Source organism: Bacillus sp. 7884-1 (assembly GCF_002272245.1).
GTDB lineage: Bacteria > Bacillota > Bacilli > Bacillales > Cytobacillaceae > Neobacillus.
In genome coordinates, this window is the sequence record NZ_NPDD01000063.1 from 102,970 (window position 1) to 120,656 (window position 17,687).

The following is a 17,687-nucleotide window of genomic DNA, read 5'->3' on the forward strand; positions in this document are numbered from 1 at the left end:
TCGAATGGGTGCTTGTTATTTATGCTACTTCTTTTTCCGATTGTTCTACTAATAGATTTTGTGGAATTTTCCAAAGCTTAATCCATTTGTTTATTGAAGCAACCATAATTACTATACCAAGGATGAGCATGGTAATGGATAGAATACCGTTTAATACGCTGAAACCAGCATTATCTGAATTGAAGTAGACGTTTTTAATCATCCAGTAGCCTGCAGTCATTACAGTTACAAATAGGTAAGCAAGCGGGATTAGACAAGTCAGCATGTACCAGCGCTTTTCGGCAATCTTTAGGACTACTGTCGCTCCGACAATGAGTCCGATAGAAGCCATTAATTGGTTTGATACACCAAATAGTGCCCAGACGGAACTGATGTCCCCTGAGAAAAGAAGATATCCCCAGACGAAGCAGGCTAATGCACTGGCAAAGATATTTGCTCCAATTGAATCTGTACGTTTTAATGGTTTAATAAAGTCTCCAAGGAAATCTTGAATAAGATAACGAGCAACCCTCGTTCCTGAATCTATCGCAGTTAAGATAAAGACAGCCTCAAATAGAATCACAAATTGATAGAAATAAGATGCTAATTTTGCGAAGAATGGAACTGCAGTGAAGATGTATGTCATCCCTACAGCGAGGGTAACGGCCCCACCTGTTCTTCCTTCAAGGTCCATTCCCACCTTTTCCTCCAGTTGATCAAGTTCAACTGTTTCCATTCCAAGTGTTGCGAATTTCTCAGGTGATGAATTGATAGCAAAATAATCTCCTGGTTGAAGAGAGATGGCAGCAATTAAAGCCATAATTGCCACTAAGCATTCAACAAGCATTGCTCCAAAAGCTACACCTTTAATGTCACCCCAGCGGCTGATCATCTTCGGTGTTGTACCAGACCCAACGAATGCGTGGAATCCTGAAATTGCTCCGCAAGCAATTGTAATCGAGATAAATGGCCAAACTGGACCAGCAACAACAGGACCCCCGCCATTAATAAATTCTGTAAATGCAGGGAATTGAACTTCTGGGTTTACAATGAATACCCCAACGATCAATGCTGCGAATACGCCAATCTTCATAAATGTACTTAAATAATCACGTGGCGCCAGCAATAACCAGACAGGTAATGCTGCCGCAAAAAATGCATAGATTGGTAAAATAAGAGCAAGCGTACTTTTTTCAAGTGTTAACAAATCTCCAAACCATGTACCTTGAATGTTTGGTCCCCAAACGATTGCTGCCATGATTAGAATGAAACCCACAGTTGTAGCTAGTTTTAAATTGCCTGTCTTTTTATGGTATAATCCAACCGCCATTGCAATCGGAATGGTGATGCCAACTGCGAATGTTCCCCATGGGTTTCTTTCAAGTGCACCCAACACAACCATTGACAAACCTGCCATAGTAATCGTGATAATGAATAACATCGCTAATCCTGTACAGAATCCTGCTACAGGACCGAGTTCTTCCTTTGCAACCTCTGATAAAGATTTTCCTTCTCTGCGCATTGATGCAAAGAGAACGACCATATCGTGGACAGCTCCACCAATTACTGCACCAATTAACAGCCAAAGTAGTCCTGGTAAATAACCGAATTGTGCTGCCAGGATTGGACCAACTAAAGGTCCTGCTGCAGCAATCGCAGCAAAATGGTGACCAAATACAACCCATTTATTTGTAGGTACATAATCCTGTCCATCTTCTAATTTCTGAGCAGGTGTCGGCTTTGAATCATTAAGCTTCAAAACCTTTGCCGCCATAAAAGTGCCATATAAACGATAAACGATTAAGAGGATACATATTGAACCTACTACGATTGAAATCGCATTCATTATTTACTCTCCCTCCATTTCTTCTTATATACAATCATTATCTTACAAAATGAAAACGTTTTTATTTCATTTTCAAGATAACTTGCACAAATGGGAAGGTGAATTGCAAAAACCGACAGATGAAATACAACAATTGACAAATGAAAAACAGAAAATTTAAAACCCTAACATCTGCTTTAATTCTTTTACATAGGTCCGGCTGACCGGAACTTTTGAGCCGTTCTTCATGATTAAATTATAGGTAGCGTTAAACCAAGGCTCTATTTCTACGATATGATCGATGTTTACAATGAAACTGCGGTGGACGCGAAGAAATTTGGTGTTAGTTAACTTTTTCTCTAATACAACGAGCGCCTCACTTACTTTGTACTTTTGGTCCATTGTTTCGATCGTGCACTTACCCTCACTGGATTCTAAATAAACAATGTCAGCATAGGTTAACAAAATAATTCTTTCATCGACAAGGACGGCAATTTTTCCATTGTAGCTGTTTTTCAAAGGGGAATTAATGGGAAGATCCTGATCCCCAATTTTTTGCATCTTTTTAATTTTTTCCAGTGTTTTTCCGATACGTTCTTCATCAAAGGGTTTTAAAATATAATCCACCGCATTTAATTCAAAGGCCTGATACGCAAACTCATCGTAAGCTGTAGCAAAAATAATCGCTGGAGCTGAATTAAGATTTTCTAATTGCTTTGCTAAGTCCAATCCGCTATCTTCAGCTAGTTCAATATCTAAAAAAACAAGATCTGGTTTTAGATCATGAATATCTGCAATGGCATCCTCCATACAATCACTTTCACCTAAGACGTCCACCTGCTTGCTGCGAATAAGCAAGTATTTTAATTCATCTCTTGCTAATGGTTCATCATCCACTATGTAAGCTTTCAGCATTTTGATCAAAAACTCCTTTATAGTCGAACGGAATGGAAATCGTGACTGTTGTTCCATGCTCCACTTGACTTTTTATAGTTAAACTGGCATGACCATTATAAATTCCTTTAAGACGTTCACTTATATTAAAAATTGCTGTGCCATTTCCTTTTTTAGAATTTACAATTTGCTTACCAAGCACTTCTATCCTCTCTTCAGGAATGCCTTTTCCATTATCCGCGACAATAATGTGCAATTGATTATTTTCGGAAAAAATCCGGATGGTGATTTTCCCTTCAGATTTACTTCGAGGAAAGCCATAATGAATCGCATTTTCTACTAATGGCTGCAGGGTAAACGGCGGAATCAGCACCTTTTCGAGACCTAGTTCAATTTGAAAATCGATGAAGTACTTATTTGGAAAACGGGTCTGTTCCAAAGATAGATAAGCCCTGACATTCGCCAATTCATTCTCCAGCGGGAGGAGCATCTGCCTGGCTCCTTGGAGATTTCCGCGAAAAAATGAACTGAGCTCCAACAGTAATTTACGAGCCTTATCTGCATCTGTTCGACAAAGTGCTGAGATGGTATTGATACTATTAAATAAAAAGTGCGGATGGATTTGTGCCTGTAAGGCTTTGATTTCTGCATCTTTCAATAGCTTCGTCTGTTTTTCTGCTTCTGCAAGCTCCAGCTGTGTAGAAAAGAGATTAGCAAGTCCTTCCGCTAATTCCTGCTGCACCTTATCCAATTTTTCAGGCTCGGTATAGTACATTTTTAATGTACCGACGATTTTATTTTTAACCTTTAACGGCAGCACAATTGCGGCTTCTAAAGGACAATCATTATGAATACAAAGAATTTCTTTCTTCGATCTTGCTATTGAAATCTTGCCGCTTTCGAGCACTTTTTTTGTCAAACCGGTCTCTGGTTTTGCCTTAGGGATATGGTGGTCTGTCGCTGCGCCGACATGAGCTAGGACTTGATGTTCATCTGTAATGGATACAGCATCAGCATCGGTTAGTTTCAGCATAATTTCCGCTATTCCCCTGCAGGAATGGATAGTTAATCCTTGTCGAAAATATGGCAGAGTTTGATCGGCAATAAGAAATGCCTGGTTGGTTTGATTTGCACGGGTAAGTTCTTTATCACGTTTAATTGCTGTTATAATGAACATAAACAGCAATGTACCTAATCCATTGCCGAATATCATCGGTAAGCTAATGAACTGTACAAGACTCCACGCTTGTTCAAACGGTTTAGCCATAACAAGAATGAGTAACATCTGTACGGATTCCATTATCATTCCTATCATGACAGCAAATCCAGCAGTGATTTGTTTCCCCATCTGTTTTCTTTTTTTTCCAAAGTAACCTGCGATAATTCCAGCTAAGATAGTAGAAATTGCGCAAGAAAATGCGGTGAAACCGCCAAGCGTGGAACGATGGACTCCAGCAACCAGTCCTGCACCAACACCAACTATCGGGCCTCCAAGCAAACCTCCAATGACAACTCCCATCACTCTTGTATTTGCCAGCGCACTCTCTTGTTCTAAATCAGAAAGCCACGCCACTCTGTTAATGGAATTATAATGAACTTCAATCCCTGTATAATTACTAATGATCCCGAAGGCACCAAAAAGTAAAATAAGCAGGATTCTCTCATTTATCTTGTGGTCGGTTTGAATAATATGACGAAATGATTTCATTTGTGAAAGTAAAAAAGCAACAATGACAATAATTCCGACCTTCTCAAGCATTAATGCCGCTAAATTAAACATTTTCACCTATCCTTTATCTAACCCATTTCATAGGGACGGTTCTCATGGTCATACTTTAACTAGAAATCTTATGTATTAAATCCATAAGAACCGTCCCCATGGTCTTTGTGAAAGGTATCGAATTGAGTTTAGTCATAGAAACACTAAAAATCAACCATTTTTTTCTTGCTTTACATGGGGACGGTTCTTATGGTCATTCTATAACTAGGAATCTTATGTAGTAAAGTTATTAACGGAGGTTTCCAAAGACAGAATAGTATTTTAGGGCCCAAATTGGCTTTTTCTCTGTCTTACATACTTTAGATCTTACCCCTAAATTACACAAAAGCCCGACTAGCTCCTATCCGCTAGTCGGGCTTTTTCACGCACAAAAACTTCCGAATGTCCACAAGAACCGTCCCCATGGTATCCTATTATCTTTGGGCTAACGTCTAAATACGCATTAATGTGCCATTAGGCTTCGGTAACTCTTGATCTGTTATCTGATTCATTTTACAAAAATGTTCAAAAAATTGTTGTGCCAGCTCTCGTTCCTTTGGGTCACTTTTCAACGAAACTATATCAAGTAAAATTTGAGCCATCCATAAATTCTCAAAATAACGGTATTTACCAGTATTCCATGTCATTTTTTGGGGGGATTTTTCATTCACATAATACTCCCAGAAAAGCATCTGATCCGATTCCTGTTCTGTAAGTTGGAGTCTGTATTTTGAATGAGCAGGAATATATCCATCTTCACAAAGTTTACCGATAAAATCTTCATTTACCATATAGACACCTAAGATACGTCTGTCTTTTTCAGGCATGCTGGGATCTATTGCTGTTAACAGGACAGCACTATTTTGGTGCAAGCGGATGGGTTTGTTAGGCTTCCCCTTGTTATTACCACTTTTTATTACGCCTGAAAAAACCTTCCATTCTGAAAAAGAACTATGCTGTTCCTCTGTGTCACACCAAAAAACCATTTGTGATTCGAGATGAAGTTTATGATTTTTCATTAGTTTTTCATGTTCCAAGCGAAGTTCCTGATTTTTTCGTTGTAGGTTTTTTTCCTCTTCCTTCTTCCATTCTTCCTCCTTTCGTTCCATCTCCTTTTTTTGCATAATTTTTTCAAGTGAATTAGCATCACTTTTATCATGCAGTTTTAGGTGCTTTCCAAATACATCGGGGAAAACAAACTTTTTATTTTCCGATGCGAAATGTATTTCAATACTAGTATCATTATGGTTAACTATACTACCCATGCCAAAAAGCTTGTGTGTAACTTTCTTATTGATTAGATTCAATATTCTAGGCCTCCTTGTAGAATAAAAAATGGTTACTTTTAGAGATAGTAAATTGCAAATTTTAGTCAACTAACTTACCTTTAAAGCTCACACAACTGTTTGAATTTTTCATCTATTTAAAAAGGATATTAAAAAAACGTATCCATAATTCTAGCTGCAAAAAAATACAGCGGAATTCGGAATACGATTGAAAAAACAATTGTAAGACTATTATAACATTTTTTGTGAAATATTGCAAATTTCTTGTTGACAACATATTTTGTCGTGAGGTAAAATAAAGTTTTATTCTCTGTACATACGTGAAATTACTATCAAGATTCTTTTCCAAAGTTATCAAGCAATGCACGCACTTCATCTGTTGATTTCGTGTTCATCAAACGATTCCTTAATTCAGCAGCTCCAGGGAATCCTTTGACATAAATTTTGAAAAAGCGATGAAGCCCTGTGATTGAACGTGGCAGTAATTCTGCATATTGATCCTGAAGATCAAGCTGTAGTCTTAAAAGATCAAGGTATTCTTTACTGCTATGCTCTTTTGGCTCTTTTTCAAAAGCAAAAGGATTTTTAAAAATACCTCGCCCAATCATAACGCCATCAATACCATATTGTTCCGCAAGCTGCAGCCCAGTTTGACGGTCAGGAATGTCTCCATTGATTGTTAGCAGCGTATTTGGTGCAATACGGTCACGTAATTTTTTAATCTCTGGAATTAGCTCCCAATGCGCATCTACTTGGCTCATTTCCTTTCTTGTACGTAAATGAATAGAAAGGTTCGCAATATCCTGTTTAAAAATATGCGTTAGCCACTCCTCCCACTCCTGAACCTCCTTATTGCCAAGTCGCGTTTTCACGCTGACAGGCAGTCCGCCCGCTTTTGCTGCTTGAATAAGCTCTGCCGCAACGTCTGGACGCAGAATAAGGCCGCTGCCCTTCCCTCTCGATGCCACATTCGGTACAGGGCAGCCCATATTAATATCGATGCCTTTAAATCCTAGCTCTGCCATGCCAATACTCATTTGACGGAAATATTCGGGATTATCCCCCCAAATATGTGCCACCATTGGCTGTTCATCTTCTGTAAAAGTCAAACGGCCACGCACACTTTTCATGCCCTCTGGATGACAATAGCTATCCGAGTTTGTAAACTCTGTGAAAAATACATCCGGTCGACCGGCTTCACTTACTACGTGACGAAAAACAACATCTGTCACATCTTCCATTGGTGCAAGTACGAAAAATGGCCGAGGTAAATCACGCCAAAAATTATCTATCATTTCAAACTCAAATCCTCTCACTATCGATACAACTCTAACCGCGCGACCGCTTCACAATGTGTCGTCTGAGGAAACATGTCAACCGGCTGAACTTCCACTGTTTTATAGCCGCCATCTTCGAGAATCCGTAAATCACGTGCCAGTGTGGCTGGGTTACAGGATACATAGACAACCTTTTTAGGTTTCATTTCAATAATTGTTCGCAAAAATGTTTCGTCACAGCCCTTGCGCGGCGGGTCCACAACAAGCACATCGGCAGAATTCCCCTCTTTGTACCACTTAGGAATCACAACCTCTGCTTCCCCGGCTGCAAACTCTACATTCGTCATTCCGTTTAACTCTGCATTCCGTTTCGCATCTTCAATCGCCTCTGGTACAACTTCTACACCGAAAACCTTCTTTGCCTTTTGGGCTAAAAACAAGGATATGGTGCCGATTCCGCAGTATGCATCGATAACAGACTCTTCTCCATTAAGCCCTGCATATTCCAGAGCCTTATCATAAAGCACTTTTGTTTGAACAGGGTTAACCTGATAAAAGGATAAGGCTGATATAGCAAACTTAACTTCACCTATTAGATCATAAATTACTTCATTTCCCCATAGGAGTGTTGTTTTTTCGCCAAGTATCACATTCGTACGCTTTGAATTAACATTATGTACAATTGATTTTACTTTCGGAAGTCGTGAGATAATCTCTTCGACCAACTGGTTTTTGTTTGGAATTTCAACCGTTCTCGTAATGAGGACAACCATCAGCTCACCTGTTTGTTTTCCATAACGGGCCATGATGTGGCGAAGGACACCTTTATGCGACTCTTCTTGATAAGCAGTAATCCCTAAATCGCTACATAATTCCTTAACCGTTTGAACGGCTTTATTAATCTCTGGCAGCTGTATCAAACTCTCATCGGTATCAACAATTTCATGACTTCTAGGTTTAAAAAATCCAGCAATCAGCTTGCCATCTTTTTCACCGACTGGGACTTGTGCTTTATTTCGATAATTCCATGGGTTGTCCATCCCTAAAATTGGGTGTACGATTACATCCTCAAGTTTACCGATACGGGTGAGCACTTGCTTAACTTGATTTTCCTTATATTTCAGCTGCCCTTCATAGCTAATGTGCTCGAGCTGGCAGCCGCCATACTTATGAATCTCACTGTTAGGAATTTCAACGCGATATGGGCTTTTTTCATAAATTTCAATTAAACGTCCGAAGCCGTAACCCTTATTCACTTTAATCACTTTAACCTGTGCTTTTTCGCCAGGCAGTCCATTTGGGACGAACAAAGGAAATCCATCCACCTTAGCGACCCCTGCCCCATCATGAGTTAAATCTTCAAATACCACATCTATAAAATCATTTTTATTAACCGGTATTGTTTTTTTCATTTTTTACTTCCTTTACTCCGAATTGACTAGCAAGATTGTATCATAAACCCAATCTAATTGCGAAATCAGCCATAAATTGATTATATCCCATTTACTTTCGCGTAAATTGTCGGAGCATATTGATTTACAACACAACAAAAGTGTTTATAATTAAAAACAATCCCGGAAGGAGGTGATTACGATTAAGAAGGTAAAAATTCTTCCCATCGCATTACTCCTTGCCTTCATATCCTTTACAGTTCTTCTTCACCAGTCTAAGGTTATTACTCATCTACATCATGAACATAAAGCGGTTCTAACCATTGATGATTGGAATACGCAATCAACATCCGACGATGAAGAAAAACATCTATACCATTTTAATTTTATTGGAGTACTTGTCTTAATTTCACAGATCGTAGTCACCCTTCACAGAATTACTCCTAGAATATACACTAAGATTCTTATCTTCCTTCTACCCATTTTTCATCAGTCGAATTACGTTATCTCCTCTCCTGATTTGATAAGTTAAAACTTACAAAAAGGGAGGAAAAATGAATGTGGATTCGCTTTGTGATGATTGGTATTTTTTCAATAACAGCAGCCGGTATGCTAACCTTTCAAGGCATAGAAATCTACCATGCTTTTATGGATTTCTTTAAACAAAAATAAACAAGAATCCCGCGGGTTTTCAAAATAATTCCGCGGGATTTTTTGTTTATTCCGTGTGATATGGAAATAATTCCGCGAACCCACTTTTTTCAAACAAAAAGACACCCATTAATGGGTGCCACACTTACCTATTCTGCCTTCATTTCGGCTACTTTCTCTTTTACTTCTTCAATATTTCTCATTTTGTTATCCCAGCATTTTTGGCTAAGGTCAACAGGATATTCCTCAGGATTCATGGTCCGTCTATACTCATCCCAGAGAGCACAAAGATTTTGCTTTAAATACTCACGAGACTCCTCAAGACATGGCATTTCATAAACAAGCTCACCGTTGGAATAGATTACTTCGTGAAGCTCTTTTGCCGTAAAGTTTGTAACCACCTTATTCATATACGTATGGGTTGGATGGAACATTTTCAGCTGCTTTTCAGGCAATTTTTCATTCTCGAGTGCAATATAGTCCCCTTCAGCATGGTTATTCTTATTATTAATGATACGGTATATTTTTTTAATACCTGGGGTTGTAACTTTTACTGGATTGGAAGAGATTTTTATTGTATCCTCCATCTTGCCGTTCTCGCCTTCTATCGAAACAATTTTGTAGACAGCCCCAAGTGCTGCTTGTTCGTATGCCGTTATCAGCTTAGTACCGATTCCCCAGCTATCAATTTTCGCACCCTGTGCTTTCAAGTTCAGAATCGTATACTCGTCGAGATCACTTGAAGCAAAGATTTTTGCATCCTTAAATCCCGCCTCATCGAGCATTTTACGCGCTTCCTTTGAAAGATAGGCAAGGTCACCGCTGTCTAAACGGATTCCTATGAAATTTATAGAATCGCCCATCTCCTTGGCGACTTTAATCGCATTTGGAACACCTAACCTTAGCGTATCATATGTATCAACTAAAAAGACACAATCCTTATGGGTTTCAGCATATTTACGAAAAGCTATATATTCGTCCTTATAGGCTTGGACCATCGAGTGAGCATGCGTACCAGAAACGGGGATTTGAAATAATTTACCCGCTCGAACATTACTTGTTCCATCAAAACCGGCTAAGTATGCAGCTCGTGTACCCCAAATAGCTGCATCCATTTCCTGAGCTCGGCGAGTACCGAATTCCATTGCAATTTCATTTCCAAGAACCTGTTTAATCCGAGAAGCCTTTGTCGCGATTAATGTCTGATAATTAATGATGTTCAATAGTGCCGTTTCAATCAACTGAGCTTCACAAAGCGGGGCATCTACACTTAAAATCGGCTCATTTCCAAATACCAGCTCGCCTTCTTTCATACAGCGAATAGTACCCGTAAAGCGCAAGCTCTTTAAATAGTCCAGAAAGTCATCCTGGTAGCCTACTTCATTTTTTAAATACTCCAAATCATCTTCTGAAAAGCGGAAGCCCTGGATAAACTGAATGACTTTTTCCAATCCAGCGAAAACAGCATATCCATTCCCAAAAGGCAGCTTACGGAAAAACAATTCAAACACTGCGCGTTTATTAAATCTTCCGTCTCTCCAATACGTTTCTACCATATTGATCTGGTATAGATCAGTATGCAGTGCTAAGCTATCATCCTGATAAATATTTTTCATCATAACCCTCCGAACAACTACTTTTTCAAATAATTTTACCATTATAAAAACTATTTAACCAGCGCTCTAAGTGATTGTTCAAAATGCCTTAATGCCCATTCATGCCCCTTGTGATTATATGAATATTAAAAAAGGTAAACACATAACTAAATTGTGTTTACCTTTTTTAAGGTATTGCCGGATTATTAATGATTAGGTTTTATAGTACAAAAACTCTTATTTAAATGGATTTGCTGCGTTTTTAAAGGTTTCATATACCAAGCGTGGCTCTTCGTTGTCGAATCGCATTAATCCCATGGTAGAAATTCCGTTTATCTGTTGGTTATAGCCTAACCTTTGTTTATAATCTTTTAACACCCAGAACGTATATCCGGCCATATAATCTAGACGGTTGGAATCTGTTACCTGGTTCCAGTGATTTAGGAATTTAGCGGATTGCCATTCTTCGGTCCCGGACGTTGTAGGTTCTCCATGTTTGAGTTCCTCTTCTGCATAGGCCCACGTTCCATTTTCCGTAATTAGTATCGGTTTATTAGGATGGTTTCTATGAACTGCTTCTAAAGTGGTCCCTAGGTCCTCATCCTTCATATAGAAATAACCGAAATATTCATTTAAACCGATGACATCTGCCAAGTCATAGGCTGGGTCCCAACTGCTTCCAGATGCCCATGTGACAGGACGGTTTTGGATATCAACACTTTTGACAGCACTCTTCATATCCGAAAGCCAGTCACGGTAAACTTGCTGATCATCCCAAATTTGAGACTCATTTTGTAATGACCACATGATAACAGAAGGGCGATTAATTTGATTCCATGCCATACTTAATACTAATGCTCTTGAAAGTCCGTATGAGTTTGTTTGTAACGCTTCTTGCTTCGTATCAAGCCACATATTATCAACATCATCTAATACCATTAATCCATGCTTATCAGCAAAATCATATACATAGGGGTGACGGTTGTAGTGACTGTTACGAATAAAGTTTGCATTTACATTCAGAACATGATTCAACTCGGTATCATACTCTTCAATTGTCATAGATTTTCCATTTGCAGCTGTTTCCTCATGCCAGTTAAGACCTTTTAAAAATACCTGTTCTCCATTTAATGTTAATTTACTACCCTCTGTAGCAATTGTTCGCATTCCATAATTTGTTGAAAGACTGTCATCAACGGAGCCAATTCCACTCTGTGTAACTTGACCTTCACCTTTTCCCTTATAAAGAGTTGCGGTTACTTCATATAGAGTAGGGGAGTCCGGTGTCCAATAGCTTGCACTCTTAATATCAAAATCCATTGAGACCACTTTTACTTCGCCTGGATTTAATTCTATTTCCTTTGACTTAGGCTTTCCTCCAGTTTGTTCACCTGGATCTACAACTAGTTGACGTTCTACTTTTTTATCTCCATGATTATATACAACCACTTTTGTTGTTAAAGTATGATCACCTGTTGAAGTAAGGATTTTACTAACATTTACATTTGATGTTGCCTCCAAATACACGCTGCGTGTAATTCCTGCATATCGCCAGTAGTCTACAGGTTTGTATGGCAGTTCCACGTCATTGGTAACAGGCTTCGCATCCGGACTTGTATAAGAATCAAAGTCTGCTCTGCGATGTACTCGAACCGCAATCACATTATCTTTCCCTGGTTGTAAATATTCACTAACATTAAGCGCAAAAGGGGTATTTCCACCTTCATGTTCGCCTACAAAATGACCATTAATATAAACCCATGCACGATAGTTAACGCCGAGAAAATTAAGTTTTACGAATTGATTTTTCCAACTGGCATCAGGTGAAAAGTGTGTCCGGAACCAGGCGTCACCATCGTAAAATGCCGTTCCTTCACCAAAATTCGAACCATCGTATGTACCAAACCCAGGTGTATCATAAAGATCCCAGCTGCCCGGCACCTTTTCTTGCTGCCAATTTGAATCATTATAATCTTTTTGGTACCATTTTTCAGTCATCCCTTGACTATTGGTATCCATGGCAAATTTCCATTTCCCATCAAGTGATAAGTAGCTTCTACTCCGCTCTTCTTGTGTCCAAGTATCAAACGATGGGACTGGTTCACCATATTGAAACAAAACGTTTGTTCCATCAATGGATTTCACCTCCGTGTTCATTGGCTCACGGTCTGCCACGGTTGGATTAGTGTTTGCATATGCTCCTCCAGTAAAAAGGGTAGAACTGAGAAGAAGAATTCCTATCCCGAGTTTAGTAAATTTTCGAAACATAATAGACCTCCAGTCTTAATGTTTTTCTTTGAAACCGGTTTCATAATACAAAATGAAGAAAACTAAACAAAATGGCATACACTTATTTAGTGTAAATTATCTCTTGGCATACACCTCCTTAAAAATACTTAGAAGTAATTTAACTTATCTAATCGCCAGCTAAAGTTCCAATTTGGCTTGTTTTATGAAACGGGTTTCATTTTTATAAACGCTTCCAAAATACAGAATATTTAATAATTACCATTAAATAGTAACAATCCTAAGCTTAATATGTAAAGTAACTTAAGTACTAGCTGATTATAGACGTAAAGTAGGATTTTGAATTCAGAATTACTTAATCGAAGTGTGCGAAAAGTAGGAAATCACTGAATAAAGATTGTAAGGATAAACAGAACTTCATTTCCTTTAAAATAGAAAAGTCCGTTCCACATTGGAACGAACTTTTTCAGCTATATCTTTGACCCGGTACCCAATCCGTTGGTTTATCGAGTGGTCGAATGTCATCGAGTGGAACAAATACCTCTAAATGCCTGTATAGATTTGCGAACTCTGCCGGCAGTAACCCGCCAAATTCACCATCAAGATTTATTTGTACCTTTTCATTCGAATGTACTTTAATTCGGCTCGCTTTCGCATAAATGACATTTGGATCATTTACATGCTCTCCGCGAATCGCTAAAGTTGCGACCCGAACAAACTCCGCCAAATTAATTTTTTTCAATATCAGCAATGAAAATAAACCATCGTTGATCGATGAATCTGGCGCAATCTTTTCGAAGCCGCCGATTGAATTCGTCAGCCCCACAAGGAATAGCATTGCTTCCCCTTCAAAAAGCTTTCCATCATACTCAATACTAACGTCCGAGGGCTTAATGGAAGGGAGCATTTCCATCCCTTTTAAATAGTAGGCAAGCTGTCCAAGCATTGTTTTTAATTTACTCGGAACTTCGTATGTAAGCTCCGTGATTCTGCCGCCGCCTGCAATATTAATAAAATATCGATCATTGATTCGGCCAATATCCACAGGAATCATTTCACCTTTTGTGATAATATCCACTGCAGCACCAATATCTCTTGGTATATGAAGGGCTCTTGCAAAATCGTTCGTTGTACCTGCTGGAATAATCCCCAACTTTGGTCTGTACTCCTGCTCTGCAAGGCCATTGACCACTTCATTTATGGTACCATCACCACCTGCAGCAATTACAACATCATATTGTCGTTCAACTGCTATCCTAGCCGCAGCCGTTGCATCACCTGCACCCGTCGTCGCATGGCAAGAAGCTTCATACCCGGCAACTTCAAGCTTCTCCAGAATCTCTGCCAGATGGCGCTTTAGAATTTCCCGTCCTGAAGTGGGGTTATATATTAATCGTGCTCGTTTCATCATTCATCATCCTATTTCTATGAAATCAATAAATGGCATATGATGGGTCTTCCTATATTCTACCAATTTACCCTTTAGCTTACAATTATTAACCCAAGACACAATTATTATTCTATCCATTTCACTGCCGTCTACTATCATACCTTTTTTTTATTTTTTTGCAAAAAATAAGATGTGATAATTAATTCGAATTCAAACTGACATATTGAGTATTGGTGATATTAATACGATACTTACCCTCACCAGACTGATATTCTGCGTTTCTTTCAATACCTTCATTTGGATCCCCTTTTTCCGTTACCTGCCATGCTCCATCTTTACCATTTACTTCACTTACACCAACGGCTGCAATATTCAAATTGCTATTTTCAGCAACCTTGACATCTATTGATGATGCACCATTTATACTCCAGTCATTTTCAAGCGCACGCGGGTTTAACGTAAGGTCATTTCCGTTTCCAATAACCTCAAGTTTCACACCTTTTGGGATTAGAATGGTTGAGGCAATTTTTGGATGACTATAAAATGGTCCCAATTTATTTGGAAGTGTCTTAACATTTATATAAAGTGTATCTCCCTTTTTATTGGCATATACATATTCATCCGCACTCTTAACAAGCTTTTCCTTTTTGGATGTCTGTGTCCGATACGTTCCAAACATTGAGACCTCTTGCTCATCGGTTGCTTCAATCGTTGTTTGGTAGCCTACTGTTCTTAGGACAACCCGTTTAATACTATCATCCATTTGATAGGAAAAGTCAGGCAGTTCAAAAGATCGTTCTTCCCTCGCAACGACATCTTCTACTTTCTCCATGATTCCTGTTGCACTAAGCATTGCAAACACAATTCCCACTGTTCCTAACAGACCAACAAAGATAATACTTAAAAAATCATATTTTAAAACTGGCTTCTCCTGCCGCGAGAAAAATAAGTAGAGGAGAATTTCAATCCCAAGAACGATTAATAAAATTGGCCACCATGCTGTCATCACATGAACAAGATCAAATCCTAGAAAACGTGAAAGAAAAAGGAAGAGGCCAAGGAATACTAGCGAAGCCCCCATCGAAAACGTACCAACACGCCATGTTCTCATATCTGCCCTTCCTTTCTTTTTCTAAAAAGAAAACCAATTCCAGCCCCGATTAATAGAACTCCTGTTAGTGTATTCTTCCATTTTTTCATGATTTCCCTTCCTCCCTTTTTTGCTTGCTTCCGGATAATAGCTTTATACCCCCGCCAATTAACAGCACACAGACAAGGCCCGTTTGAAAATATCGTTGTATCCAAAACATTAAGTCAATTTGGATGATATTAGAGATCATTGGAGAGAAGACTGGAATCACCACATTCATGAATAGGTAGTAAAGCCCCATAACAACTAATCCAATTCCAACCCACTTCTGATGATTAATTAAGTAAGAAATAATCGGAACATCCTCGATTTCTTCCTCACCATATTTTGATACCTTTTGCATGGCATCAAAAAAGCTGTAAAACCAGATAATTGGTATCAAGAACAGAAAAATCCCTAGACGTAAAACATCTAAAATATAGATAGAGAACAAGAAGGCTGCCATCAACTGAATTCCGCGTTGTTGTAAGCCTAAATACAAGTGTCCTGCACCAGGAAAAATCGAGAGGAAGGTTGCAATGGACTTGCTTTTCTTCCCATCATCTCTGCGTGTTTCAAAGTCTTCAAAGATCGTCCGGTCAATGAGCTCCTCACCGCGCTGTTTTTTATTCAACTGTTGTACCGAGTCAAAAAATCCATACACCCAGATTATCGGCAAACCCATTAAGAATACAAGAAACTCTGAACGACTGCTTAGAGCCGTTATAAAAATCACCATAATACCAAGTCCTAAAAACGCTGCTAACAATGTGAGCCCCCGGTTCATCAGTCCTAGCTGGAAATGGCCTAAGCCTGGGACAAACGACAGCACAATCGTATAGAACCGTTCTGATTCCTGTGTAACCTGTGCTTGAGGTTCATCGGGATTTGTTGTCCTTATTGCTTTCTTTTGTTTGGAAATTTGAACACCCAAGTCAATAAAACTAACTAAATAAATAAAGATACCCACCATAAAGCACAATATAGCCACTTCACCATTGTTGGTGGGAAATAACGCAATGACTGTAATGAAAGCTAATCCCACCACAGACATTAAATAAAGCACTCCCCGTATCATGTTACCGAAATAGATATGACCGAGGCCTGGGAATAGCGATAGTGTTAACGCCTTCGTTGAACTTTTCATTTTTTATTTGCCTCCTTTTTCTCCAAAGAATCCATCCATGCAAAGGTTTTATCAATAACGCCTTCTGTCACCGAAGGTTTTTTTTCCTTCATATTCTGCGGTGCTTCTACAGCACTTGCATAAGTAGCAAGAGACTGAAACACGCCTGAAAAGGTAAGCAATAAAGTAGCTGCTGCGGCTAATAAATAATGAAACGCAACCTGTTGATAAAATGGCTTTTTAGCCTTTACTGCTTGTTTTTGTACCTCAGGTTTTTTATTGCTTGCCTCTTGTTTCGATATATCTGCCATTACCAAGTCTGTAAAGCTGGACTCATTTGAAAGGATTGGAAGTGATGATTCATGGACAGATACTGCTTGTAAGTAAAGCTCCAGACATTGGTCGCATGTATATAAGTGACTTTCAAATTCCTCACGGGTCTTTTCATTTGTTTCATCTTTAACGTAATTCAACCACTCATCGTAACTAAAATGCTTCATGAAAAATCGTCCTCCTTCCAATTCTTTTTCATCCAAATACGCGCACGGTACAGCTTCGTTTCAATTGTTTTCACCTGTACATTTTGTTCCTCGGCCAATTGCTGATAACTTTTTTCAGCTATATAAAAACCGTAAATGACTTCTCGATAATTCTCAGGAAGCTCATCAAGTCTTTTTCTTACGAGCCTTTGCCTTTCATTAACGATAAGTTCTTTCTCAACACCATCCTTTGGAGTACCTAGTACCTGCTGCTCCAAAGCGGCCGCCACTTCTTCTTTTCTTCGTGCTTGCTTTCTCTTTATATCGATTGCATGATTTACAGCTATTCTGGTCATCCAAGTCTTAAAGCCTTGGCTTTCGTATTGGGAGAGAGAGTTATATATTTTCATAAATACTTCTTGAGCGGCATCTTCCGCTTCCTTTTGATCACGAAGAACAGCAAAGACAGTCCGGAACACATCATTGCGGTACTTCTCAACCAAAAGGCGAAAGGCATGATCACTGCCGTCCATTACTTTTTGTATTAAAACTGAATCACTAATCGCTCTCTCCCCCTTTCTTTTGCGACCTTCACCATAATAGACGAGATGATTGTTACAAACCCCTACACTATTAAAAAAATTATTTTTCTTTTCTTT

The 17,687-nt window shown here is 38.9% G+C and carries 14 protein-coding genes; all 14 read right to left on the reverse strand.

What is annotated here, in order from left to right; translation table 11 throughout:
- Positions 1-19: 19 nt before the first annotated feature.
- The 14 genes from CHI06_RS08585 to CHI06_RS08645 all read right to left on the reverse strand — a co-directional run bounded on the left by CHI06_RS08585 (position 20) and on the right by CHI06_RS08645 (position 17,561).
- Positions 20-1,825: a carbon starvation CstA family protein gene (locus CHI06_RS08585; RefSeq protein WP_095248013.1), complete on the reverse strand. Its 1,806-nt coding sequence runs from the start codon at positions 1,823-1,825 to the stop codon at positions 20-22.
- Positions 1,826-1,981: 156 nt separating this feature from the next.
- Positions 1,982-2,719, reverse strand: coding sequence for a LytR/AlgR family response regulator transcription factor (locus CHI06_RS08590; protein WP_095248014.1), 738 nt, complete (start codon positions 2,717-2,719; stop codon positions 1,982-1,984).
- Positions 2,694-4,478, reverse strand: coding sequence for a sensor histidine kinase (locus tag CHI06_RS08595; protein WP_095248015.1), 1,785 nt, complete (start codon positions 4,476-4,478; stop codon positions 2,694-2,696). The genes CHI06_RS08590 and CHI06_RS08595 overlap by 26 nt, the downstream gene beginning before the upstream one ends.
- A 431-nt stretch (positions 4,479-4,909) precedes the next feature.
- On the reverse strand, positions 4,910-5,764 hold the full coding sequence (locus CHI06_RS08600; protein ID WP_095248016.1) for a malate synthase: 855 nt from the start codon (positions 5,762-5,764) through the stop codon (positions 4,910-4,912).
- 311 nt (positions 5,765-6,075) lie between these two features.
- Positions 6,076-7,038 (reverse strand): tRNA dihydrouridine synthase, encoded by a 963-nt coding sequence (locus CHI06_RS08605; protein WP_133370939.1) that lies wholly within the window; start codon positions 7,036-7,038, stop codon positions 6,076-6,078.
- A gap of 20 nt (positions 7,039-7,058) precedes the next feature.
- The gene (gene rlmD, locus CHI06_RS08610; protein ID WP_095248018.1) at positions 7,059-8,432 is read right to left on the reverse strand and encodes a 23S rRNA (uracil(1939)-C(5))-methyltransferase RlmD; all 1,374 of its coding nucleotides are present in this window, start codon (positions 8,430-8,432) and stop codon (positions 7,059-7,061) included.
- A 779-nt stretch (positions 8,433-9,211) separates the two neighbouring features.
- Positions 9,212-10,678, reverse strand: a complete 1,467-nt coding sequence (locus tag CHI06_RS08615) for a nicotinate phosphoribosyltransferase (RefSeq protein ID WP_095248019.1) — start codon at positions 10,676-10,678, stop codon at positions 9,212-9,214.
- A gap of 216 nt (positions 10,679-10,894) precedes the next feature.
- Positions 10,895-12,925: a glycoside hydrolase family 2 protein gene (locus CHI06_RS08620; RefSeq protein WP_095248020.1), complete on the reverse strand. Its 2,031-nt coding sequence runs from the start codon at positions 12,923-12,925 to the stop codon at positions 10,895-10,897.
- Positions 12,926-13,370: 445 nt separating this feature from the next.
- A complete protein-coding gene (locus CHI06_RS08625; RefSeq protein WP_095248021.1) occupies positions 13,371-14,312 on the reverse strand; it encodes a diacylglycerol kinase in 942 nt (313 codons plus the stop codon).
- Positions 14,313-14,493: 181 nt separating this feature from the next.
- Positions 14,494-15,405 (reverse strand): hypothetical protein, encoded by a 912-nt coding sequence (locus tag CHI06_RS08630; RefSeq protein WP_095248022.1) that lies wholly within the window; start codon positions 15,403-15,405, stop codon positions 14,494-14,496.
- Complete coding sequence (locus tag CHI06_RS29350; protein ID WP_142300934.1) at positions 15,402-15,494, reverse strand: LPXTG cell wall anchor domain-containing protein; 93 nt, start codon at positions 15,492-15,494, stop codon at positions 15,402-15,404. The genes CHI06_RS08630 and CHI06_RS29350 overlap by 4 nt, the downstream gene beginning before the upstream one ends.
- A complete protein-coding gene (locus tag CHI06_RS08635; RefSeq protein ID WP_095248023.1) occupies positions 15,491-16,570 on the reverse strand; it encodes a DUF6677 family protein in 1,080 nt (359 codons plus the stop codon). Before CHI06_RS08635 ends, CHI06_RS29350 begins: the two co-directional genes overlap by 4 nt.
- Complete coding sequence (locus tag CHI06_RS08640; RefSeq protein WP_095248024.1) at positions 16,567-17,049, reverse strand: anti-sigma factor family protein; 483 nt, start codon at positions 17,047-17,049, stop codon at positions 16,567-16,569. Before CHI06_RS08640 ends, CHI06_RS08635 begins: the two co-directional genes overlap by 4 nt.
- Positions 17,046-17,561, reverse strand: coding sequence for a sigma-70 family RNA polymerase sigma factor (locus CHI06_RS08645; RefSeq protein ID WP_095248053.1), 516 nt, complete (start codon positions 17,559-17,561; stop codon positions 17,046-17,048). Before CHI06_RS08645 ends, CHI06_RS08640 begins: the two co-directional genes overlap by 4 nt.
- Positions 17,562-17,687 lie beyond the last annotated feature (126 nt).